General features: G+C 69.4%; 25 protein-coding genes. 4 read left to right on the top strand and 21 right to left on the bottom strand.

The window, feature by feature from the left end:
• Positions 1-3 precede the first annotated feature (3 nt).
• The gene (locus tag K6K41_RS25980) at positions 4-219 is read right to left on the bottom strand and encodes a hypothetical protein (protein WP_261402930.1); all 216 of its coding nucleotides are present in this window, start codon (positions 217-219) and stop codon (positions 4-6) included.
• 14 nt (positions 220-233) lie between these two features.
• Between K6K41_RS25980 and K6K41_RS25975 the strand changes: the two genes are divergently transcribed.
• Both K6K41_RS25975 and K6K41_RS25970 read left to right on the top strand, forming a co-directional pair.
• Positions 234-419, top strand: coding sequence for a hypothetical protein (locus K6K41_RS25975; protein ID WP_261402929.1), 186 nt, complete (start codon positions 234-236; stop codon positions 417-419).
• A gap of 23 nt (positions 420-442) precedes the next feature.
• On the top strand, positions 443-1,162 hold the full coding sequence (locus K6K41_RS25970) for a hypothetical protein (RefSeq protein WP_261402928.1): 720 nt from the start codon (positions 443-445) through the stop codon (positions 1,160-1,162).
• 64 nt (positions 1,163-1,226) lie between these two features.
• Here the strand turns inward: K6K41_RS25970 and K6K41_RS25965 are convergent, their stop codons facing one another.
• Positions 1,227-1,874: a hypothetical protein gene (locus tag K6K41_RS25965; protein WP_261402927.1), complete on the bottom strand. Its 648-nt coding sequence runs from the start codon at positions 1,872-1,874 to the stop codon at positions 1,227-1,229.
• A 51-nt stretch (positions 1,875-1,925) separates the two neighbouring features.
• Positions 1,926-2,327, bottom strand: coding sequence for a hypothetical protein (locus K6K41_RS25960; protein ID WP_261402926.1), 402 nt, complete (start codon positions 2,325-2,327; stop codon positions 1,926-1,928).
• On the opposite strand from K6K41_RS25960, the gene K6K41_RS25955 reads away from it, so the two are divergent.
• A complete protein-coding gene (locus tag K6K41_RS25955) occupies positions 2,311-2,706 on the top strand; it encodes a hypothetical protein (RefSeq protein WP_261402925.1) in 396 nt (131 codons plus the stop codon). The genes K6K41_RS25960 and K6K41_RS25955 overlap by 17 nt on opposite strands.
• 151 nt (positions 2,707-2,857) lie before the next feature.
• On the opposite strand, the gene K6K41_RS25950 is transcribed toward K6K41_RS25955, so the two are convergent.
• The 13 genes from K6K41_RS25950 to K6K41_RS25890 all read right to left on the bottom strand — a co-directional run bounded on the left by K6K41_RS25950 (position 2,858) and on the right by K6K41_RS25890 (position 16,064).
• The gene (locus tag K6K41_RS25950) at positions 2,858-3,535 is read right to left on the bottom strand and encodes an N-acetylmuramoyl-L-alanine amidase (RefSeq protein ID WP_261402924.1); all 678 of its coding nucleotides are present in this window, start codon (positions 3,533-3,535) and stop codon (positions 2,858-2,860) included.
• A gap of 39 nt (positions 3,536-3,574) precedes the next feature.
• Positions 3,575-4,531: a glycine-rich domain-containing protein gene (locus tag K6K41_RS25945; RefSeq protein WP_261402923.1), complete on the bottom strand. Its 957-nt coding sequence runs from the start codon at positions 4,529-4,531 to the stop codon at positions 3,575-3,577.
• Positions 4,531-4,947, bottom strand: a complete 417-nt coding sequence (locus K6K41_RS25940; protein WP_261402922.1) for a hypothetical protein — start codon at positions 4,945-4,947, stop codon at positions 4,531-4,533. Before K6K41_RS25940 ends, K6K41_RS25945 begins: the two co-directional genes overlap by 1 nt.
• A gap of 72 nt (positions 4,948-5,019) precedes the next feature.
• Positions 5,020-5,769, bottom strand: a complete 750-nt coding sequence (locus K6K41_RS25935; protein ID WP_261402921.1) for a hypothetical protein — start codon at positions 5,767-5,769, stop codon at positions 5,020-5,022.
• A 38-nt stretch (positions 5,770-5,807) separates the two neighbouring features.
• Positions 5,808-8,072: a sialate O-acetylesterase gene (locus K6K41_RS25930; RefSeq protein ID WP_261402920.1), complete on the bottom strand. Its 2,265-nt coding sequence runs from the start codon at positions 8,070-8,072 to the stop codon at positions 5,808-5,810.
• An 11-nt stretch (positions 8,073-8,083) separates the two neighbouring features.
• On the bottom strand, positions 8,084-8,227 hold the full coding sequence (locus K6K41_RS25925; RefSeq protein ID WP_261402919.1) for a hypothetical protein: 144 nt from the start codon (positions 8,225-8,227) through the stop codon (positions 8,084-8,086).
• Between the two features lie 66 nt (positions 8,228-8,293).
• Positions 8,294-8,479, bottom strand: a complete 186-nt coding sequence (locus tag K6K41_RS25920) for a hypothetical protein (protein WP_261402918.1) — start codon at positions 8,477-8,479, stop codon at positions 8,294-8,296.
• 5 nt (positions 8,480-8,484) lie between these two features.
• Positions 8,485-10,095: a sulfatase-like hydrolase/transferase gene (locus tag K6K41_RS25915; protein ID WP_261402917.1), complete on the bottom strand. Its 1,611-nt coding sequence runs from the start codon at positions 10,093-10,095 to the stop codon at positions 8,485-8,487.
• Between the two features lie 14 nt (positions 10,096-10,109).
• Positions 10,110-10,277: a hypothetical protein gene (locus K6K41_RS25910; RefSeq protein WP_261402916.1), complete on the bottom strand. Its 168-nt coding sequence runs from the start codon at positions 10,275-10,277 to the stop codon at positions 10,110-10,112.
• Entirely contained in the window at positions 10,208-11,467 is a 1,260-nt protein-coding gene (locus K6K41_RS25905; RefSeq protein WP_261402915.1) for a hypothetical protein, read from the bottom strand. Before K6K41_RS25905 ends, K6K41_RS25910 begins: the two co-directional genes overlap by 70 nt.
• 63 nt (positions 11,468-11,530) lie before the next feature.
• The gene (locus tag K6K41_RS25900; RefSeq protein ID WP_261402914.1) at positions 11,531-12,238 is read right to left on the bottom strand and encodes a hypothetical protein; all 708 of its coding nucleotides are present in this window, start codon (positions 12,236-12,238) and stop codon (positions 11,531-11,533) included.
• Entirely contained in the window at positions 12,235-15,642 is a 3,408-nt protein-coding gene (locus tag K6K41_RS25895; protein ID WP_261402913.1) for a phage tail protein, read from the bottom strand. Before K6K41_RS25895 ends, K6K41_RS25900 begins: the two co-directional genes overlap by 4 nt.
• Complete coding sequence (locus tag K6K41_RS25890) at positions 15,639-16,064, bottom strand: NlpC/P60 family protein (RefSeq protein WP_261402912.1); 426 nt, start codon at positions 16,062-16,064, stop codon at positions 15,639-15,641. Before K6K41_RS25890 ends, K6K41_RS25895 begins: the two co-directional genes overlap by 4 nt.
• A gap of 191 nt (positions 16,065-16,255) precedes the next feature.
• On the opposite strand from K6K41_RS25890, the gene K6K41_RS25885 reads away from it, so the two are divergent.
• A complete protein-coding gene (locus K6K41_RS25885; protein ID WP_261402911.1) occupies positions 16,256-16,390 on the top strand; it encodes a hypothetical protein in 135 nt (44 codons plus the stop codon).
• Positions 16,391-16,622: 232 nt separating this feature from the next.
• Here K6K41_RS25885 and K6K41_RS25880 read toward each other — a convergent pair whose 3' ends face one another.
• Genes K6K41_RS25880 through K6K41_RS25860 form a run of 5 tightly spaced genes read right to left on the bottom strand, consistent with a single transcriptional unit; the run spans position 16,623 to position 21,855 of the window.
• Entirely contained in the window at positions 16,623-17,018 is a 396-nt protein-coding gene (locus tag K6K41_RS25880; protein WP_261402910.1) for a hypothetical protein, read from the bottom strand.
• Positions 17,018-20,116, bottom strand: coding sequence for a phage tail tip lysozyme (locus tag K6K41_RS25875; RefSeq protein WP_261402909.1), 3,099 nt, complete (start codon positions 20,114-20,116; stop codon positions 17,018-17,020). Before K6K41_RS25875 ends, K6K41_RS25880 begins: the two co-directional genes overlap by 1 nt.
• Entirely contained in the window at positions 20,109-20,327 is a 219-nt protein-coding gene (locus K6K41_RS25870; RefSeq protein WP_261402908.1) for a hypothetical protein, read from the bottom strand. The genes K6K41_RS25875 and K6K41_RS25870 overlap by 8 nt, the downstream gene beginning before the upstream one ends.
• Entirely contained in the window at positions 20,324-20,881 is a 558-nt protein-coding gene (locus K6K41_RS25865; RefSeq protein WP_261402907.1) for a hypothetical protein, read from the bottom strand. The genes K6K41_RS25870 and K6K41_RS25865 overlap by 4 nt, the downstream gene beginning before the upstream one ends.
• On the bottom strand, positions 20,881-21,855 hold the full coding sequence (locus K6K41_RS25860) for a phage tail tube protein (protein WP_261402906.1): 975 nt from the start codon (positions 21,853-21,855) through the stop codon (positions 20,881-20,883). Before K6K41_RS25860 ends, K6K41_RS25865 begins: the two co-directional genes overlap by 1 nt.
• Between the last annotated feature and the right edge of the window lie 5 nt (positions 21,856-21,860).

The raw sequence follows: 21,860 nt of genomic DNA, 5'->3' as shown, positions 1-21,860 counted from the left end.
GCTCTAGCGCGCCGGCCGGGCCGGCTGCCTCCCCCGCGCGAAGCCGAGCGAGGCGCGCGATCGCGCGACCTCGAGAGCGGCCGACATCTCGCCGAGCTGCACGAGCAGCGCCCGCACCGCCTGACGCTCGCCGCCGGCGGCGCGCACCACCTCGTCGACCGCCGCTTCATCGGCCGCTATCGTCTCGTCGTCGAAGAGGGTTTCGGCCGCCTCGCCCATGTCCGTCGCTCCGGTTGAGCGACATGGATTCCATGAGAACGAAAATGGAACAAGAGCCGATAGACGAAGCCCGCGAAATCGCCGCAGCGATCCGCGAGCTACAGGCCCGCGCCAAGCGCGCAGGGCTCGCGATGACCGCCTACATGCTGGAGATGGCGGGGCTCACCGCGGAAGAAGCAGCGCGCGGCGGCGAAAAATAACCGGACATTTTGCCCGGATTTAGTTGACGCCGGACATTTTGCCCGGTATTGATGATTTCAGCAAGGGCAATAGAGCCCGGCAGGAGATCACGCAGATGGCACGTATCGCCCGCATCGAACGTCAGGAAGTCGTCACGCAAGCGGTTTCTGGTGAATACCTCGACAGCTACGACGTCATCACGACCGTCTATTTTACCGACCGTCACCTGCCAGATTTCACGGTCCTTACATCAAACCACATGGTTGTGACTTGGAAGTCGGGAGCCATTTCGGCTGCGCTTGCGACCGAGGAAGAGATCCGCGTCGCCTACGAGGAAATGACGGGAGGTGTTTATCTGGCCACCCCCGACGAAAGGGAGCAAGCCCGCCAAGCCGTGCGCGCGCTGCTGCACCCGCGGCGCGAAGATCTGATCTCGGCAGACCGTGAGCGTCGGCGCGAAGCCCACAAGACGGACCTCATGATCTTCAACGGATTGCCCGAGGCTGAAGCCGAAGCCATCAGCCGGGCGGCCTATGAGCGTCAAATCTCAGTCGCCGAAGCCGACGAGATGACGTCGTCAGAATATCGTGACACCCTCAAGCGCTTGAAGCTCTCGCACGTTCAGGCGGCAAGACTGTTCAAGGTCGACGAGCGCACCGGCCGCCGTTGGGCGACCGACAAGAGCGTCCCCGCGGCCGTCGCCAAGCTCCTGCGGCTCGTGCACGCCGGGCGGCTGACAATTGCTGAGATCCGCGCCATGTAAACGCAAAAAGAGCCCCGCCTCGGCCGAAGCCAAGGCGGGGCTCTTTGACGGATTGGGCTAAGCGTTACGACGGTGGGCGCATCATCGCGCGGTACTTCTCCTCGCGCAGATCCTCGACCTGTTTTTCGAGCCGCTGGATGACGTCGCGCACGCCATAGGTCGAGCCGGCCTGCGCCTTCACCTCGTCGATCTGACGCTGCAGGTTGGCGTCCTGCGCGTCCTGGCTACGCCAGTGCTCTTCATGCTCGCCGCGCGGGACGATCGCCTTGCCGTCTTCCCGAATGCGAGCCTCGAGCGCTCGCAGGTCCGCCGCGTTGGTCGCGATCTTGGCCTCGACCTCCTGGCGGTAGACGACGCGGTTGTTCTCGTACGTCGCCTTGAAGTCCTTGAAGCCTTCGACCGACAAGGCGTCCTTTGCGTTGGCGCGAATGTCCTCGCGGGCGTCGCGCAGGCCCGCGGTGACGGGCAGGTAGGCGAGCGTCCCGATCAGTCCCATGAAGGCGATCGTGATCGTCGCCGCGACGCTGATCGCCTGCCACTGCGGCTTCTGGTTCGATCGAAACTCGGCGCCGATGTCGGCGACCGACTTTTCGAGCTGCCGAAACCCGAGGTTCATCGACTGCTCGAGCTGGCTGATCCGCGAGCCCTGGTTCGCGACGCGCTCGTCGAGCTGCGCGTAGCGGGCCTCCGGGTCGAATGCGCCGTTCGCCATGGTGCTCATCCTGCCTGTCACCGCGATGTCCTGCTATCGAGGGCCTGCCTTTCAGCCGATTGGGCGGGTCGTGTTCACGCGGCCGCCGACCGACACGGCCGCGCCGACGACGCCCCAGACGACGCCCGTCAGCGTCACGGCGGCGTTCCACCACTTCACCTGCTCGGGCGAAGCGAGGTCGACGATGACCGGCGTCAGCGTCGGGAGGGCGGCGACGAGCGCGCCCGCGCCGGCGTTGAGCGCGCCGACGATCGCGTGCGACCGCCACCACTTCACCGGCTCCAGAGCCGGCGCGATGCGCCCATCGGTCACGACCTTGCGGGCGACATGGCGCGCCTTGTTCATCGCGTCGCCCAGCGTGATCGGATCGCCGGCGGCGGCCTGCTTGATGATGTCGGTCGCCATGTCGGCGACGACGTCCTCGAGCTTCGGCGCGGTGACGGATTTGGACATCTATCTATCCTTTTTTGATATGATAATATTGCAGTTGATCGCCATCATTCGGAATGACAAAGCCAAGGATAATCAGATGATGATTGCCTTAACCCTAGAAGACCTCGCTGCCGCCCCGGAGGACGTGAAGCAATATGTCATTCGTCGACTTCTTGGCGTTGCTTCTCTGGAAGCAGAAAGATCAGATCCCGCAATCGACAGTTCATGCCTTGTAGACCTCTCTGAAAGAGAGGCTGTCGACCTTTGCAAAGGATGCGCTTTGCGGACCAGAATTGTTCTGGAGTCGATTGTTCGGCAGGGTCCAGAATTCTCGCTTCGTGTAATCGGAATGGACATCGAAGCGCCTGCGGGTCCTTACGTGGCGCATGGTCAGGCCTGACGAAGCGCGTTCGGACCGTGACTATGAAGAAGAACGCTATCCTGATTGACTGGTATGGAGCGCCGAAGTTTTCGGATAACGGCGCGGTCCTAGATCAGGCCGGACGAGTCTCTGAAGTCACTCATGACGCCTTAGCGAAAGCATTAGGTCTCTAAGAGACCAGAGCCCCGAGCGCGTCGCGGCGCACGTTGAAGGACGGGCAGGCCTTCTGGGCGTACTCGTTGTGCCCGGACACCTTCGCGATGGTCGGGTACTTCTTGATCAGCGCCCGGCCGATCGCGAGCAGCGCGGCCTTCTGGGCCGGGGTGCGGGTGTCCTTCGCGGTCTTGCCGTCGGCCGCGAGGCCGCCGACGTAGCAGATCCCGAGCGTGCCGGCGTTGTGACCCTCGACATGGGCGCCGACCTGCGCCTCCGGCCGGCCGGCCGCGATCGTGCCGTCGAGCAAGACGACGTAGTGATAGCCGATGTCCTTCCAGCCGCGCTCGGCGTGCCAGCCGCGGATGGTTTCGACCGAGACCGACCGGCCTTCGGGCGTCGCCGCGCAGTGGTAGATGATCTCCTTGATCGACCGGCTCGTCTTCGGCTGGCGCGCGACGAGCGCCGCAGCCACGAGGTCGACGCTCGCCGCCGGGCTGTCCGGCTGCTTGACGGGCGGCGGCGAGGTCGGAGCCTTGGGCGCGGCCTTGCCGGTTTCGAGCGCGGCGAGCGCCGCGACCGCCGACAGCCGACCGAAGTCGCCGTCGACGCCGTCCTTGAGCGGGCCGCTCGCTCCGATCGTGTAGCCGAGCGCCACCAGCCGGCGCTGCACCGCAGCGACGTTGTCGTCCATGTCGTGTCTCCAGAGTTGAGAGGTTCGGCTCGCCGGCGATCAGCGCCAGGCGAACACCCACACTTCGCCGCGCGCGCCGTCGCCGCCCTTGCCGGACGCGAAGCCGTTGCGCGCCGCGCCGCCGCCGCCGCCCGAGCCGCCCGGGATCGCGCCGTTCCCCCCCGCGCCGGCCGCCATGGTGACGCCCGAGGCCCCGCCGCCGCCGCTGTCGCCGGGCGCGAAGGCTTTCAGGCTGGCGTAGCCCGAAGCCGCGACGCCGGCGGCGCCGGCCGCGCCCTCGGTCGTGCCGCGCAGGCTGCGGGCCGACGACGGATCGGCGAGGCGGGCGAAACCGCTGTTGCCGCCCGCGTTGAAGGTATTGGCCGCCGTCAGGCTGCCGCCCGCGCCCGCGCCCGAGCAGAAAAGCCCGGGCCCGTCCGAGCCGACGCCCGACGTCCCGAGCACCGGCAGACCGCCGAGCAGGCTTCCGATCAGGCCCGGACTGAAGCGCTCTCCCGGCGCGCTGGCGGCGGTCGGCGCGGAGACGCCGCCGCCGGGCCCGGCCGCCGAGGCGACGACGGAGGCGCGGCCGTAGGATCCGAACTGCGAGATCGCGCCGTTCGTGCCGGCGACGCCGTTGGCGTCAGCGCCGGCCTGCGATGCGCCGCCGACGCCCCCGGCCCCGACGATCACGGGCACCGTGTCCGGGAGATCGGCCGCCAGCATCTCGGTCGTCGACATGGTGCACGGCGCGCCGCCGCCGCCGCCATAGACCGGGACGCCGGAGCCACGCGTGCCGCCCGAGCCGCCGCCATGGCCGCCCGAGATCGCGGCGGCGACGACGCGCGTCGCCCAGGCGGGTTTGATCCAGGTCCCGTTCGCCATGAATTTCTGGACGTCGATCCGCTCGGGCGCGGTCGCGATCCCGACCTCGAGGCCGGCGGCCCGGGGTCCGGACGCGGCGAGCGTCGCGAGCGCGGCGAGCGCCGCGACGGCGATCATGCGAAGCATGGCCATCACCGCGCCCCCGTTCCCGTGAGGTCGACCACCACGGCGCCGCCGGCGATCGAGATCACCCGCACCCGCCACCAGGCGGCGCCGGGCTCGAGATAGGCCCGCACTGTCGGCGCGGCCGAAGGGTTCAGGACGACGCTGTCGCCCGCCTTCGCCCAGCGCGGCGAACCCGCCGGGTCGACCGCCGATCGCTCGACGACGAGCTCGACGGCGGTCGCGGCCCCCGAGATCGCCACCGCGAGGTGGCCGGAGAGCGGCAGACCCTCGGTCGCGTCGCCCGCAGCCGTGAGGCTGCGGGACTGCGTGTCGGCGAAGATCGGGGCGATCTTGCGGAAAGAGTCGCCCAGCGAGACGACGGCCGCGCCGGCGGGAAGCGGCGCGGCCAGAAGCGCCAGAAGCGCCAGAAGGCGTCCGGTCATGGAAGCGTCCTCGACATGAAAAAGCCGCCTCGAGGGCGGCGCGGAAGGGTCAGGTTGCTTGCGGACTTGGGATCAGGCCGCGAGGTCGATCCCGCGGATGTTCTTCCAGAACTTCTTGGACTTGGCGTACATCGCCATGACCTGTTCGGTGCTTTTGGCGACGCCGTAGATCGACGCCTCGCCGATATCGACGATGAAAGACGTCCCGGAGATCGACTTGCCGATGCGCATCAGGCCGCCGTCGTCCGCGGCGAGCGTGCGGTCTGCGATCTTGCGGCCGCCGGACGGCGTGTAGACCACCGGGGCCGCGCCCTTGTGCGGCGCGTAGAGCCGCATCTGATTATTCGCCGCGTCGATCACGACGACGATGTATCGAAAATTGGCGCGGGTCGAATAGGCCGCCGAATTCTCCGGCGTCGAGACGTTTTCCTTCACGCCGGCGTTGTCGACATAGCTCTGGCCGAGCCACTTGATGAGCGTGGTCGTGGCGTTGTCGGCGAGATAGACCGAAGAACCGCGCTGGTTTGCCGTGTCGAAGTTCGAGATCCCGAACCGGTTGCCGTTCGACGCGAAGACGTTCGGCCGCATCACGACCGCAAGCGTCATCGAGACGGTCTCCTGCACGCTCGTCTTGTAGGCCCCGTTGGAGGACGGCGAGAAATAGTGCTCGGCGTAGGCCGGCGGCGAAGCGCCCTCGAGCGTCAGCGTCGCGTCGTGACCGGACAGATCACGGGCGGATTTCTCCAGCTTCTCGCCAAAGCGCCAGGCCCCTAGCAGCCCCGCGGGATCAAAGACATGGGCGGCCGGAAGGGCCGAGTTCAAAGTATCGCCTTCTAGGCTCACAAGTCCGGTCACGGCGGTCAGGCCTCCTGATGGATTTCGAAAAGGACGGAGTAGTTGTCCATGCGGCGCACAGCCCCGTTAGACATCGTGTAGGTGATGGTCGCGCCCTGCTCGTCGCGCAGGTTTCCGCGCGGCCACGTCTCGCCGGTGCGCCCCCTCGCGTAGGCGAGGACCGCATTGATCGGGATGTCGCTGTCGGTGCGGATGCGGACGCGGTCGCGCTTCGGGCCGACGACCTGAACCGACGTGATGATGTCGATCAGGGCTCCGGTCTCTTCGTCGAAGAGGTCGAAGCCGTTGTTGGCCACGGCCGACACGACGTCGGTCGCGAACACGAGGCCGCCCACCGGCACGTGGAACCGAATGTCGATCGTGCGCAGACCCCACGCATGGCCGATCGGCTCGAGCGGGCGCCAGCGAACCTCGTCGGCGAGCGTCCGCTTGGTCGCGATCGCGGTCATCAGGCCCATCAGCCGCGAGCCGTCATTGGCGAGATGCACCCGGTCCGACTGGTAGGGGAGATGATAGGTCGGGCCCGCCATGATGAGGTCGGGGCTTTCCGCGCAGGCCGCGAGCTGCGCGAGCGCGATCGTCGGGCGGGGCCGGCCGTAAGACGAGATGTGGTCGGCCGACTGGTTAACGACGGTGATTGGCCGGAACGTCTGGCGCGTGCGCGCGACCGCGTCGTCGCCGAAGCGTTTGGCGAGGTCGATCAGCGCTGCCTTATAGCTCTCGGCCGAGGTCTCCAGCCCGTAGTCGGCCGTGCCCTGAACCCATCCCTGCCCCTGAACCGAATGCGACTTGCCGTCCTGCGCGCAGAGCGAAGCGCAGGCATCGATATGGGTGAGAAGACGGCTGTAATAGAAGCCGCCCGGCGACAGCACGCTGATCGGCTGGCTTTCGCGGCCGGGGTTCGAGCCGAACCAAACCCCGTCCTGATCGCCCCAAGCGACGCCGTCTTCGTCGATCAGCAGCTTGACGATCCCGTTCAGCGTCGCGGAGGTCGGACTTTCGTAATGGTCCTCGCCGTTGTGCTCTTCGACGAGCGGCTTCCAGGCCGAACGGTCTCCGTCGCTCTCGTTGAAGACGGCGGAGACGCCGCCAATGAACGTCTTGTTTCCATAGGGCTGCACGGTCGAAAGGATCGGGAACGCGCCTTTCCCGTGGCCCAAAGACTGGCCGTTGAAGAAAAACTGGTTCACGTCGGTGAAGACGTGGACGCTGGGCGGCGGCTTATCGACGACGGCACCGCCGCCGATCGCGGGCTGGACCATCACCCCGCTTTCATCGAAGCCCAGAAAAATACGCCCGGACTTGTCGGTCATCGCAAACAGGTAGCCCGGCAGCGACACGACTTCGAAAGTCATTCCCGGCACCTGAACGCCGCCGCTTTCCGTGAAGGCGAGCAGGATCCGCTCAGCGCGGTCGAGCCAGGCTTTGAGATATCCCGGCAGAGCGACCTCAGAGTGCAGCTCGCCCATCAGCCGAACCGCGCCATCGCGCGCGAAGGCGAGCGCTAAACGCTCGTTCATCGTGACCGCCCAGTCGTAGACCCGGCCGTCCTCACCAACGACGCGCGCCGGGCGCGGATCGAGGGCGGACTGAGCGAGCTCGGCCTGCAGGCCGAGGCCGATCAGCGTCCAGGGCGAAATGAGTTGCCAGTCGGTCGCCGGATCATTGCGGACCGTGCGGAGATAGAGGCCGACATTCGCCGCCTCCTCCACGAAGCCGACCAGCGCAGTGGCGTTCGCGTTGAGTTCGACGAGCGTGTCGACGACCAAGGCCCCAGAGCCGACCATCGCCTGCGCCTGGTCGCGAAAGTCTTTCGCGGCGGCGCTGGAGGCGGCGGCGGCCGTGGCGTTCCCTTGCGTCTGCCCGACCGCCGTGCCGGCGACGACCGCCGATCCCGCGGCCGCCTGCGCGCTTCCGGCCGCCGCTCCGGCGCTGCCGCCCGCGGCCTGCGCGTAGCCTGACGCCTCGCCGGCCTTGGTCGTCGCAGCCTCCGCGAACCCTTCGGCCGCGCCGGCGCTTCCAGCCGCTTCGCCCGCGAAACCCTCGGCCGCCGCGGCGGCCTCGGCCGCCGGCCTGAAATCGAGATAAGGATCCCAATCAACGTCCGAGCCGGGCTCGCCCGGCACAAGGCTGGTCGCACGTTTCGCGAGCCATTGCCGGCCTGCGAGCGGAACGAGGTCGCGCGCGTCGACGCTGTCGCCGGCCTCGTAGTCTGGACGCCATTTTGCGAAGGCCGGGCCCGGGGGGCCCGCCAGACGGGGAGTCGCCATCGTGTTGTCCTTCAGGAGGGAAAGTCGAAGAACCGCTCGTCGCTTTCGACGAGGGCCGTGAGCCCGCCGCGGCGGGCGAGGAGGTCGTAGCGATAGGCGCCGGGCGGCACGCGCTCGGCGAGATCGGCGGCGAGCGCGCGCACCACGATCGGCACGCCGCCGTCCGGCAGCCGGTCGCCGAAGAGAACGCCGCCCTCCTCGCTCGTCAGCTCGAGCGCCGTCTAGCCCGGCGCATAGCGACCGTTCGCGGCGTCGATCGCGCGGAGGAAGACGAGCCGCGCAGTGAAGTCGAGCCCGACGACGTCGGCCGGCGCGCCGTCCTCGTCGGGGCCGATGAGATCGGTCTCGACCCAGTCCTCGTCGAGCCGGCGGTGATGGGTCGGAGCCCCGTGGCGACGATAGGCCATCGCCGTCAGTCCTCGTCGTCCGAGCCGCCGCCGGCGCGCGGAGCCCATCGCGCCGAAGCCGGTATCCTGGCCGAGGCGCGCAGCGCCGCGAGCTCGGCGAGCGCCGCCTTGCCGCCGCGCGGCACGAGGTTGTGGAACTCGAACTCGTCGTCGTCGGGCCCGCCCTTGCGGTAGAGCGCGCTCGACCCGTCGGCGTAGTAGATCCCGCGCGCCGTGTTCGACCGCACCGAGAAGTTCAGGAAGTCGCGGCCGGTGAGCGGGCCGCCCTCGTCGAGGCCGAGGCCCCAGCAGGACCAGACCGCGTTCTGCCGCGGCGTCTCCGGACTTGCGAGCCAGTCCTTGCGGCTCACGCCGTCGAGCGCGAAGCGCCCGATCTTGGCCCGGGCCGGGACCGAGCCGGTCGCGAGATCCATCAGCGTCGGGACGAGGTCAACCACGGAGACCGGCGTCCTGCAGACGCCCGCCGTGACGCCGGGCCCCGCGATCACGAGCGGCAGGCGCGTGGCGCGCTCCCAGAGCGTGAACTTGCGCCAGGCGAGCTTCTCGCCGAGCTGCCAGCCATGGTCCGACAGCATGACGATGATGGTGTCGTCGAGCTGCCCGCTCGCCTCGAGCGCCTGACGCAGCAGGCCGATGTTGTAGTCGGCATAGGCGATCTCGGCGCAATAGTGCTGGATCGCCTCCTTCCAGGCCTTGCAGGCCGGATCGTTCATGAAGCCGGGCTTGCCCTTCGAGCCCAGGCTGTCCTTGAACTGCTGGCTCATCTTCCAGCCGGCCTTGGGCTCGTCCCGAAGGTCTTTCGAGGTCTCGTAGGTCACGCCGCAGCGCGCGTCCTCGCTCATCACGCCGAGCGGATAGACGATGTCCTCGATCGGAAACTGCGCGAGGAACTCGGCCGGCGGATACCAGTTGAGATGCGGCTTCTGGAGCCCCATGAACAGCGCCCAGGGCTTGCCGCCATGGGGCTCGTTGATGACGTTCGCGATCGCGTAATTGACGCGGATCGTGTCGGGCCGCAGCTCCTTGGCGGTCTTGGCCGGGCCGTAGCCCTCGCCGGGCCCGAACGCGCCCTCCCCCGGCTCCTTGGGCGCGACGCAGGCGCCGCGGCCGCAATTCTCGAAGAAGTCCCAGGCCCCCGGATATTGCGAGGCGGCGCGCTTGCCGTCGCCGTCGTCGTTGCGCCAGCCGGTGTGGAAGATCTTGCCGATCCCGGCCGTGTAATAGCCCGCGTCCCGCAGCAGCCAGGGCAGGCTCTTCTGGCCGCTCTGGATCTGCGAGCCCTTCGGCCAGTCCTCGCCCTTGGTGTAGACGCCGGTCGTGGTCGGATAGAGCCCGTAGAGGAACGAGGTCCGGCTCGTCGCGCAATAGGGCGTCGTGGTGTAGGCGCGGTCGAACCGGCAGCCGCGGGCGGCGAGCCAGGCGATGTTGGGCGTCCGCGCGTCGGTGACGAGCGGATAGCCGCCCCAGGGCGAGGCCCAGTCGTTCAGGTCGTCGACGACGATGAACAGGATGTTGGGCTTCGCCGGGATCTGCGCGGAGGCAAGCGACGGCATGGCGAGCGCGAGCGCCGTCGCGGCCGCTCCCGCGTTGAGCGCGCGGCGCGTCAGGTCGGTCATGTTCGGATCTCCGATCAGGCGGATTTGGTGAGGTCGATCCGCGCCACGGCGGTCTTGGGCGTCGTGCCGAAGGCTTCGACCACAAGGTCGGCGTAGAGCGCGCCGGCCGGGATCACGGTCGCGCCGCCGCCCGAGGACCAGGCGAGCGTGCGGACGAGTTCCTGCGCCTCGCCGGTCGCCATGGTCTGGTTGAAGACATTGGCGGCGCTGATGAAGACCTGCTCGTAGTCGAAGAAGCGGACCGTGACGCGCACGACGTCGCCGCCCGGGTTCTGGCCCTGGTCGATCCGGAAGAGCGTCGCGTCGAGCCGATAGGACTGGCCGCTCTTGAGCGGAAATCGGTCGGGCCGGCGGCCGACGACCGATGTCGCGGGCGAGACGATCGTCGCGCCGTCGAGCACGACCACGGCGCCGTGGTTCGGGAGCGCGTCGACCCACGCTTCCGGAACGAGCGTCGCAAGCGCCGCGCCGAAGTCGCCGGCGGTCGAGGTCGAGAGCCATCCGACCTCGCCCGGACGGTCGGGATGGAACGCGCCGTCGCGCCACGACCGCTCCGCGCATCCGCGAGGCGACGTCGGCGACGTCGGCGATCGCCGTCTCGAACTGCGAGACGACCTCGTCGAGCTTGTCCTGAGGCGAAATAGTCGGAGAGCGCGAGCACCAGCTCTTCGAGCCCGTCGACGTCGCCGACCGAGCCGGAGCCAAGCGCGCCGCCGGCCGAGATCAGGTCGTAATTGCCCGGCCGGCCGGCGAAGAGCACGGGCCCGACCGGAATGGAGTTCGGCTTCGGGTTGCGGTCGTCGGCGACGCGGATCGTCCGCGCAGGCCCGATGAGCCCCGCCGTGTTCGCCATCTGGATCCGGGGCGAGCCGGTCGGGTTCGTCGAGGGAAAGACGCCGATGTAGAAGCGGCCATATTGGTCGGGGTTTGCCGAAAGCTCATCGGACGTGAAGGTGTAGACCGTGTCGTCCTCTTCGTTCTGCGCGGCGGTCGCGGTGCGCAGATGGATGACCTTGGCCTTGGTCAGGCCGTCGAGCACGAGCTGGACGTCGATCAGGCTGTCGTAGTTCGGGAGATCGGCGATCTTGGTGTAGGAGCCTGCGCCCGGCGCGCCGTTCTTCCGGTAGATCCCCTTGGTCCCGCCATAGACCCGGACCTCGGTCCCGTTCGGAAAAGCGAGCGCCTCGGCGCTCGTCAGGTCGCTCGAATTGGCGAAGGAGTACCAGCCGCCGCCGATGCCGAGCCCGGCCAGGATCGTGACGAAGACGTCCTTCGGGATCTGGCCGAGCCTCGTCCTTCCGCCGACCGACTGATGCGCCAGCAGGTGCGAGAAGTTCGACAGCAGATCGAGGGTGTCGGACCTAACGGTCATGCGACGCTCCAGCAAAAAGCCCGCCTTTTCAGGGGCGGGCTCGGGACGACGGTTCGGGCGGGATCAGTTGGCGACGTAGCTCTCGGTCGAGACGTCGTAGGAATAGGACATGACCGCCCCGCTCAGCCCGATCGACTGCAGCAGAGAGCCGACCACGCCGTTCAGCGTCGACAGGATCTGGAGCGAGGAGCCGAGACCGAGCGTCGGCGTCTTGATCCGGTAGGAGTGCCCGGGGAAGACGCGGTCGGTCGAGAGCGTGAACCGGCGCGTGACGCCCGCGAGGATGTTGCCGGTCAGCACGATCTCCGACGGGCTTTCGAGCGCCTTGAGCGTCGTGTCGGCGGCCGCCGGCATGGTCATGCAGAGCTCCTTGCGGAGCGGTCGCCAGTAATAGGTCACGACGCCGTTGAGGTTCATGGCCTGGCAGAGCAGAAGGTCGGTCAATCCGCTCCCCGCCGCGAGCGGCCCGGAGAACAGGTCGACCACGCGGGCGTATTTCCCGACCGTCGCGGCGTTCGCGGCCGGGAGCGGCTGATAGGTTACGGCCCCGATCGTCTGGGCCGTGGGTTTCACCGTGAAGCTCGCGGGCGAGACGAGCTGCGCGACGCTCGAGGAGAGCGCGGCGTTGGCCTCCTGCAGCGCCGCGATCTGGGCCGACTGGCCCGACAGGCTCATGCCCATCTGCACATATTGCGAGGGCAGGCCCGCGAGCCCCGCGAGCTGGGCGCGGAGGCTCTGGACCTCGGCCCGGTAGTCGGCTGGCCCGCTCATGGGATCGCGACCACGAGGCTCTGCGGCGTCTCGCAAAACGCGCCCTGGCGGTTTTTCGAGGCCGCCCAGTAGCGGTAGCTCTGGCCCGACGTGCGGCCCTCGTCGACATATTCTCGGACGTCGCCGCCGAAGGCGAGCAGCGGATCGCCGAGAGGGGTCGCGGCCGCAAAGCTCTGGCCCGGCGTCCCGCGGCGGAAGACGAGCTGGTAGGTATGATCGTCGTTCGCGGCCCGCGCCGAAAACCGCACCGTCGCGCCCGTGACCGTGGCGGCGAGCTCCACGGGATGCTCGGGCAGGTCCTCGGCCGCGACGTCGAAGGTCCGGGTCGCAGGCTCTCCGACGACGTCGTCCTCGTCGGTCAGGACCACGGCGAGCAGATAGGAGCCCGGCGGCGGCGGCTCCGGAGCGTCATAGGGCGAGGAGGTGAGATAGCCGTCATGGATCGGCGACATCTCCGACAGGCTCTCGGCGTCCGCCGGTCCGACGAAGAGCTGCGCGCGGTCCGACGGCGACAGCGTCGTCCAGCGGAACCGCACGATCCCGCTGTCGAACTGCGCGACATGGAGGTCGCTCGCCACGGGCCCGACCGGATCGGCCTGGCCGACCACATGGGAGAGGCTCGCGCTCCAGGCCGGGCTCTCGACCAGCGCCTTGCTGCGCGCCCGCGCCTGGATGCGGATGTTCGCGCCTTTCGGATAGACGCCGTCGAGCCGCCCCGTCGCGCGCGTCGCCGGAAACCACGGGCCTTCGGTCCATACCGAGTCCGCAGCGAGCCGATGCCGCAAACGAAACTCCGCGGCCTTCGGGATCCCGTAGCCGTGGCCCACATAGGCGGCGACGCGGCGGGGATCGGCGACGGTCTCGTCGTCGTCATAGAGGCTCTCGCCCGAGAGCGCGCGCAGCATGCGCGGCGTCGGCGGCGGGCGATCGTCGCCCGGCAGGATGACGCCGACGCGCGACGACCAGGGCGGCACGACGAGCGCGTCGAGGATGTCGAAGATCTGCGGGGCCTGGTCGAGCAGCGTCAGTCGCCCGTCGCCGTCGTCGCCCGGCTCCATGCCCTGCACCACCAGCAGGAGATCCTCGTTCGAGGCTTCCCCAAACCAGGCGAGGTCGCCGGGCTCGGGCGCGTCGCCCGCGCCGGTGAGCACGAGCGTGCGCGTCTCGCCCGGCGCCGAGCGAACGGCCCGCACCAGCACGACCGTCATGCCCGACGTTCCGTCCTCGGCCACCACGACCTTGCGGAACTTGGCCGCATAGGCCTTGCCGGCCTCCATCACCACGGGGGCCCTCAACGTCACGACGCGGCCCTCGACGCTCTCGACATATCCGGCCTGCTGGGCGCGGTGGATCAACCGATGCGAGAGCGCGGCGAGGTCGCCGTGCTCCAGCAGGCGGCTCTGCCAGTTGAGGCTCGAATAATGCACGTCGGGCCGATGGATCGCCTCGAGCCAGAGCTTGTAGCCCCAGACATAGGCGGCCGCCGGATCGGTGACGCCGGGCGGCTCGACCTCCTCGAAATTGACCGGCTCGACGCCGGACGGGAGATCGGGCCGGACCACTTCGCGGATCGCCGACTTGAAGTCGTTCGTCCGGTCCCGAAACTTCACGCGCCAGCCGTGAAGGTCGCTCTCCTTGTAGGAGCGCTGGCCCTCATAGCCCCAGGTATTGAAGGGCGTCAGCGGAAAGGCCGTCAGCGCGTCCTTGCGGCGGTCGATCGAGATCGTGCGCTTGCCGGCAGAGAAGATCGGGGCGGCGCGGCCGACCGCACAGACGTCGCGCATGGCCGCGTCGGCCGAGACGACATAGTCGTAGATCCGCGAGAACATGAGGTCCTGGTCGACATTGTGTGCGTGCCAGTCCGCGAGATCCGCGGCGCTCAGGCGATCGACGGGTATCGCCTTGGCGTTCTGCGTCATGGTGGCGAGCCAGCGATAGATGTCGGCCGGATTTCCGGTCTCGCGGCGCGGCTGATAGGCGCCGGTCGCGGGGTCCAGAGCGTCGATCAGCGAGGCGTATTCCTCATTGAACTCGTCCAGCGTCCCGCGAAGCTGGTTCGTGGCCTTGACGCGCAGCGCCACCATGGCGAAGGGCGCGTCGTCGGGCTGGTTGATCGGGTATTCCGGCAGGATCGACTGGATCGCCACGAGCTCGGTCGCGGAGCTTGAGTCCTCGAGGTCGAAGTCGTCCGGATAGGTCCGGACGAAGCTCACCTCCCAGAGCTGTTCGCGGGCGCCGGGAACGTCGTAGGGCCCCAGTTCGACGAAGAACGGCGCGGTGCGCTCGCGCTCGTAGTACCAGTCCTCGACCAGCACCCATTCGGCGTCGTCGGTCGGCGTGATCGGGCGGATCATCACCTTGATCCCGACGTTCTGGGACGTGAGTTTATTCTTCTTGCCGCTCCGGCGGCTCAGTCCGCCCGGAAAGCTCAGGATCGTCTTGAAGCTCGTCGCGTCCGGCTCGAGCTCGAGGATCGTGGGCTCGGAGAGCGGCGCCGACCCGTCGTCGTCGCCCTCCTCCTTGAACGCCTCCTCGCGCATGGTGAGGCGGATCTGGTGGCTCTTCTGGATCACCGTCTCGCGCAGCAGCGTGAAGGGCGAGTGATCGGGCTCGGAGACCGCCACGCCCTCCGAATTCATGGCGCAGAAGCCGCGGCGCTCGATCTGGTAGAAGCGGGCGTCGAAGCGCGACAGCAGCCGGTCGCCGATCTTGGTCTCCCAGGCGGCGAGCGGCGAGTATCCGCACATGAAGGCGGCCGTCAGATAGACGTCGTCGTCCTGCACGTCGACGAAGGGCGGGACCACGTATTTCGGGGCGTAGCGGTGCCGCAATCCGACCGGAAGCGGCACCGGGCCGCCGATGTCGCTCTGGTTCTTGAAGCCTTCGAGCGAGTTGAAGACGGACGGCTTCTCGCTGTCGGTCCGGAGCGGGATCAACAGGTTCACGAGGAACTGGCCGGCGAAGGCGAGCCCCGCGCCGAGCAGTCCTACGCCGAGCTGGCCGAAGCCGAGGAAGCCGCCGAGCGGGCCCGCGATCGCGAAGGCCGCGAGCGCCACCACGATCTGCAGGACCGACCGCAGCCCGCCGCCCTGGGGCGCGTCGTCGATCACGAGGAAGGCGCCCGGCCGAAGCCGGATCTTGGCCCAGTGCTTCAGCCGCGCCGCCGGCGACAGACGCGCCCAGTCGTCGGTCTCCAGGACGTGGCTCTCGTCGGCCCCGTGCAGCACGACGCGCAGACCCGCGCGCTCGGCGTCGGTGAGGTCCGGCGAGCGCGCCGCGACCGCCTCGGCGACGCTCGCGCCGGGGCGGATCTCGACCCCTTCGGTCCGCTTCGCGCCGTCGAGCGCGCGCATCAGCACGCGGACGTCGGCGCGCTTCGCCCGGATCCCGTCGTCGAGCTTCACGGGCGCGGGTCCTCGACGTGACGGCGGAAGCCGATCAGAAGCTTGGCCCAACGGCCGCGCGAATAGTTCTCGGGCGTCACGACCCCGGCCTCGCGGCTTGCATGCAGCATCAGGCCGGGGCGGATCACGAGACCCACATGGGTCGCCGTCACCGAGCGCTCGCGCATCTCGTGAAACCAGGCGACGTCGAGCTCGCGCTCGCGCTCGACGGTGATGAAGGGGCCGCCGTCCATCTCCCCGCGAAAGAGCCGGTCTGCCGCCGCGCGTTCGAGCGCCGAGACGACGCCGCGATGCGCCTCGATCGCGATCCCGAGCAGCTCGCGATAGGCGAGCCAGACGAGGCCGCGGCAGCAGAGACCCTCGCGCGAGAACCCGTCCTCCTCGAAGGGAAGCCCGCGATAGTCCGCCACCCAGCCGGCCATCAGCCCATGTTCCTGAGACAGGGCTCACGCGGACCGTGAGGCGATGACGCACGAGCGGCGTGCTTTCGAGGGAGGGATAGCCGACCTTGATCGACAGCAGGTCCTCGTCGTCCTTCCAGACCGCGTCCACGACCTCGAGGCCCGGATAGTCGTCCACCACTTCGTTGGGCCGGGCCGCATGCACGGTCTGGATGTCGAGGCTCGCGCGCCAGATCGAGGACCGGACGGCGTCGACGGCCTCCGGCCCCTTATTGTCGATCTCGATCGCGGCCGCCGGCAGGGCCGTGCGGCTGGAGCCCGGCAGCGCGACCTTCATCGGCAGGTAGTCGTAGGTCTCGCCGCGCGAGACGAAGCCGTAGCGCAGCGGATCGTCGCTCAAGCGCACCGCGAAGCCCGTGCAGAGCAGGATCTCGTCCGAGCCGTCGACGGGCCGGATGCGCAGCAGCCCGACCTCGACCGCCGAGGAGTGCTGCTCGAGACGCTCGCGGGTCGCGGCGAGGGGAAACTTTTTCGGCATCGGGGCTCAGGGCAACAGATCGATCGAGAAGAACACGCGCATCATCGCGCCGGACGCTTGGCCGTTGCGGGGCGGCTGGCCGGCGTGAAGCGCACGAGGCGCCAGAACGAGATCGCGATCGGCTCGTCGTCCGGCGTCGTCAGGGCGCCGCCCATCGGCGCGAACAGCGGGACGCCGTCATAGAGCTGGTCGCGCATGAGGAAGGGCCGCGCGCCGTTGCCTGTCTCGACGAGGAAGAAGCGGTCGAAGCGCGCCAGCAGGCCGCGATCGCCGCGGATCATGCAGGAGATCGTCTGCTCGCCAGCGAGCGCGATCGGACGCGTGAGCGTGACGCCGGCCGCCATGCGCGATGGCTTGATGAGGTCCGGCATCACGCGCTCGAAGCCGTCCGCGCGCACCTTCGGCGGCAGGTCCGCTGGCCATTCCAGCAGCGCCATCAGCCGAGCTTCTTGATCATGGGCCGGGCGCCGTAATTCGACTGGAGCGCCTTCGAGGTGGCGCTTCCGGGCCGCGACAGCGCGTCGGCGCTGCGCTCGTCGAGGATCACGTCGAAGCTGCGGCCGCCGCGGCCGTCGCGGCGCTCCTCGACGCGGGTTCCGGGCGGCGCGCCGACGTTGACCGAGACGCTGGCCTCGCCGCCGCCCGCGGCGCGGGGCTCCTCGCCCCGGTTCATCGCCTCGAGCATCGGCCGCCAGCGCCGCGTCGCCGCCGCGTGGCTCACGAACTCCTGGCCGTGGACGACGCCCGCGATCCCCTTGCGCGAGCCAGAGCCGGTGTAGCCGCCGCTCTCGAAGCCGAAGGGGTTGAAGCCGAGCAGGCCGCTCAGCATGTTGCCGCCGCCGGTGAAGACGTTGCCGATCCCGCCCAGAAGCGACTGGAACACGCCGCCGAGGCCGCCGGCCTGCTGGGCGACGCCGCCGAGCGCGGGACCGGCCGCGGTCGCTCCTTGGGTCATCGCCGGGATCTGGGCCGCGGCGCTCTTGGTCGTGGTGGTGAGCGCGTTGAAGCTCTGCTCGAGCTGCGAGACGTCGAGCTTGGGCGCCTGAAACGCGCGATCGGCGTAACCGGCGCGCGAGCCCGCGTTGATCACGCCGGGACGCTCATATTCGCGCCGCACGATGTCGGCGGCGGCGCGCGGATCCTCGACGCCCGCGAGGCTTCCCATCACCCGGCCCTCGCCGGTGTTGCGCATCTCGTGGCGCCAGAAGCCGTAGTTGGCGTCGTAGGAGCTTGCGTCCTTGTGGCCGTTCTCGGCCATCCACTTTTCGAAGGCGACGCGGCGATCTCCGGTCCACTGCGCCCAGCCGAGACCGCCGCGGCCGCCGCGCGGGCTGATCTCCTGCGCGTAGCGAAGCCCGCCGGTCTCGGTCCCGAAATTGCCGGCGAAGCCCGCCGCCCCCGCCCGGGTGAGGCCCGGGAAGTCGCGCTGCGCGTCCGCCATGAAGCGCGAGGCGAAGCCGTCATAGTCGCCCGAACCGATCGCCGGGCCGCCGGCGACAGGCGCGAGCGGCGCGCGGACGATCCCGCCCGGGCCCCGCAGCGCCACGGCGCCGGCGGGAGCGGGCGAGGAGCCCGGCGCCGGCCCGAACAGACGGTCTCCGATCTGCGTCAGGCCGTCGGCCAGAGGCTTCGCCACGAAGCGCGCCATGATCATGCGCTTGACCATCTCCTCAATGGTCGCGCCCATGGACTTCAGCGTCGAGCCGACGCTGCCTCCGGCCTCGTCGAGCTTCATCAGGTCGTCGGTGAGGCCCTTGATCAGGTCGGTCGCGCCGTCGTCATAGATGCCGCGCAGGTCGGTCCCTTCGGCCGACAGCCGCGCGAGGCCGGAAAAGGCCGAGGACTTCGCGACCCGCGACTCGTTCGTCCGCTCGACCTGCTCGCGGTACTTCACGAGCGCCGCGGTCGCGGTCGCCTGGCTGATCGCGCCCTTCTCGACGAGCTCGTTCAGCTCCTTCTGCTTGATGGCGACGAGGCCGGAGACGTCGCCGAGATCGGCGCGGACCTGCGCGGCCTCGCGCTCGATCTGTTCGGCCTTGCGCAGCGCCGCCTCCCGGTCGCCGTCGGCGGCAGCGGCCTTCTCCTGCGCCTGCCGGTACTTGTCGAGCGCCTGCGCGGCTGCCTCGCTCGACAGCAGCCCACGTTCGACGAGCGCGTCGAGCTCGCGCTTCTTGATCTCGACCAGTCCCGAGACGTCGCCGAGCTCGGCGCGCGCCTGGGCGGCCTCGCGCCCGAGCCGCTCGGCTTCCTTCAGCCGGCGCTCGCGGGCGGCGGCGCCTCGCTGCTCTTCCGCTTCGGTCGGCGTCGGGGCCGACCGGGGGAACGGGACCTGCGAGCCCGCCTCCGCGCTCGCCGGGTCCGCGCCGCCCCGGTTCATGCCCATCGCGCGATTGCGCTCGCGCTGAGCCTCCTGCAGTCGTTCGAGTTCGGCCTGCTGATCGGCCAGAACCTTGCGCTGCGTGGCAGCGACGTCGGCGTTGCCGGCGGCTTCAGCCTCTCGAATGCGCGCGGACGTCGCCGCAACCGCTTCCGCCGCGCGAGCGACGGGGTCATCCACGCCCTTCGCCATCGCATCGGCCTGCGCGCGGACGTTCGGCGTGCCGTCGCGGATGAAGCCATAGCCCTGCGCGAGATAGCGGGCGAAGTCCGCGGCCTTTTCGGCGAGATCGGCCATCAGGGGCGCGAGATCGAGCGCGGCCTGCTTGAGCTGCGTGTCTATGATCTGGCTTGCGACGTCGAGACGATCGCCAAGCTCCTCGGCGCGCGCCAGAACCTCGCGCGGAACGATGAGCCCGAGCTCGCGGGCGCTCGCCACCATACGATCGACATTGCCGCCGGCCTCCGCGAAGGCCCGGCCGAGCGCCACGCCGCTCCGTCCGAACGCCGCGACCGCGATCGCGTTGCGCTCCTCGGCGTTGGCGGCCTCGGACAGCGCCTTGGCGAGGATCCGGACCCGCTCTTCCTGCGTGGTGGCGTTGCGGATCGCCTCCGCGGCCTCCGAATTGTACTGGGAGAGCTTGTCGTAGAGGTCGCCCTGCCCCGCGGCCGCCTGTCCCGAGGCGACGAGAACTTCTGGAGCGCCGGTCGCCTCCTCGGCGTTGACGCCGGCGAGAAGGGCCGAAGCCGCGATCCCCTGATAGATGTCGGTCGACAGGCCGATGGAGTTCGCGGCGTCGACCGTCGCGCCGAAGCTATCGAGCGCCTGCTTGGCCTTTCCGACGCCGGCGACCACGGCGGCGGCGCCCGCCGCGACCGCGACGCCCGCGGCGAGGCCCGCCGGACCGAGGTTTCGCAGGAAGGTGAGCGCAGGACCAAGCGATCCGCTCGACGTCGCTAGGCCCTCGATCGACGATTTCGCCTCGTTGACCGCCTCGGAGAGCGCGAGCGCCCCGCGGGTCGGCGCGCGCGAGGCGTCGTCGAGCGCCTTCAGCGCCCGTTGGCCGTCCGTGCCGATGTCCTGCAGCGCGCGGCGCACGACCTCGCCGTCGCGGACCGCGAGGCGGATGACGACGGAGCCTCCCGAACGCTCAGCCATTCGCTTTCGCCTCCGCGGTCTCGCCCGCGATCTTCAGCACCACAGCCTCGCCGCGCTCGAGGCAATGGACGAGCGCGTCGGCGTCGCAGCGCGGCGAGGCCAGGAGCGCCGAGCCGTAATCGAGACCGACGAGGCGGCCGGCCGCGCCGGCGCGTCGCCACATGCCGGGCGTCGCGAGGATTTCGGCGGCGCGGCGGCCCTCGACCGTCACGGGCGCGTGCTCTCGCTCGGGACATCGCTGCCCGTCGGCCGATCGGCCGGTGAGCGCGCAGGCCTCGCCCTCTTCTCTGCAAGCGCGGCAGTAAGCGAGGCCGTCTCGCGCGCGCCAGTCCGCGAGCCGGCCGATCCTTCCCCCTCGTCATGGACCTCATGGACGCGCCGCAGCGCCGCCGCGACGATCCTGGTCGCGACGATCGGGTCCGCCATCAGGAGCTTGACCATGTCGGCGCTCGGCTCGGCGATTTCCATGCCGTCCTCGTCGCCGATCCCGCCCCAGGCGACGACGCAGCGCGCGCCGATGGCGAGATTGAAGGCCCATTCGCGGATCGCGGCCTGCGACAGCGGTCCGCCAATTTCGTCGGGAAGCGCGAGGCCGAGCGCCGCGAGCGCGAAGCCGCCATCCTCGATCGAGCGCGAGATCTCGGCGGCCTCGGCCATCGCCGCATGGTAGTCGGCGAGGTCCGCGATCCGGACCTCGACCCAGGCGCCGCCGTCGAGCCCGATCCTCGCCGGCGCCTTCGAGCCGGATTCGACGAGCCGCAGCATCAGGCGTAGCTCGCGATCGCATTCACGAGGGTCGCGGTGAGCATGGGCGCGGACGGGCCCTGCATGCCGCGGAAAGTGACCTGCTGCTGGAGCTTGCCCGGCCCGCTGATCGGCAGGCCGGCGCGTTCGAGACGCATCAGGCCGGAGAGGCTGAGAGACTGGTTCGCGCCGCGGACGTAGCGCACCGTCATGGCCTGGTCGGTCTCGCCGCGGGCGAGCGTGTCATAGGTCGCGTCGTTCCAGCGCAACGTCATGGAGCCGCGCCAGGACGCCTCCTGGTCGCCCGGGGCGTAGCCCGAGATCGTGTCCGTGTTGTCGACGTAGCGCTCCTCGGCGAGCGCCGTGTCGTAGGTGCCGTCGAAGCTCAGAAGCGTCGCCACGACGACGCCGCCGACCAGCAGCTCGCCGCGGGTCGCCGGCACCCTGGCGTCGGCGAGCGCGGCGGCGCGCGTGATCTCGTTCGTCGCGATGTCGCCGCCCGTGAAGGGCATGTCGTCCTTCGCGCCGAGATCCATGGTGACGCGCCGGAAGCCCGCAGCCTGGCCGAGCTCGAAGCGCATGGTGCGGCCGACGACGCCGTAGGTCTGGAGCAGGCGACCGGCGAGCTTCTGCTGGATCGTCTTGGACGGGAGCTGCGCCTTGCCGCTCGTGAACACATGGGTCACAACGCCCGAGCCGCTCGCGGCCGCGGCGCCGAAGAACAGGTGCAGCCAGTGGCCGATGTGGTTGACGTCGAGCGGCGCCACGATCTGACCGCCGGCCGTGACGAGGCCGGGCGCGGGAGGCGTCGCGTCGCGCGAGTTGTTCTGGCCGCCGCCGAGGATGGGGTCGTTCTCCATCGGCTTCTGGCTGTCGAGCTGGCTCGTATAGACGGGCGTCGAGACGAGCGGGCCGGCGGGCTTGACGCCAAAGGTCGCCTCGGTCCCGAGACCGAGCTCCAGCGTCTTACCGAGCGGCGTGAGGAGCGTCGGCATGGGTT

The sequence above is a fragment of the Chenggangzhangella methanolivorans genome (genome assembly GCF_019797865.1).
GTDB lineage: Bacteria > Pseudomonadota > Alphaproteobacteria > Rhizobiales > Methylopilaceae > Methylopila > Methylopila methanolivorans.
Note: the sequence above shows the minus strand (reverse complement) of the source record. Positions and strands in the feature narration are given on the sequence as shown.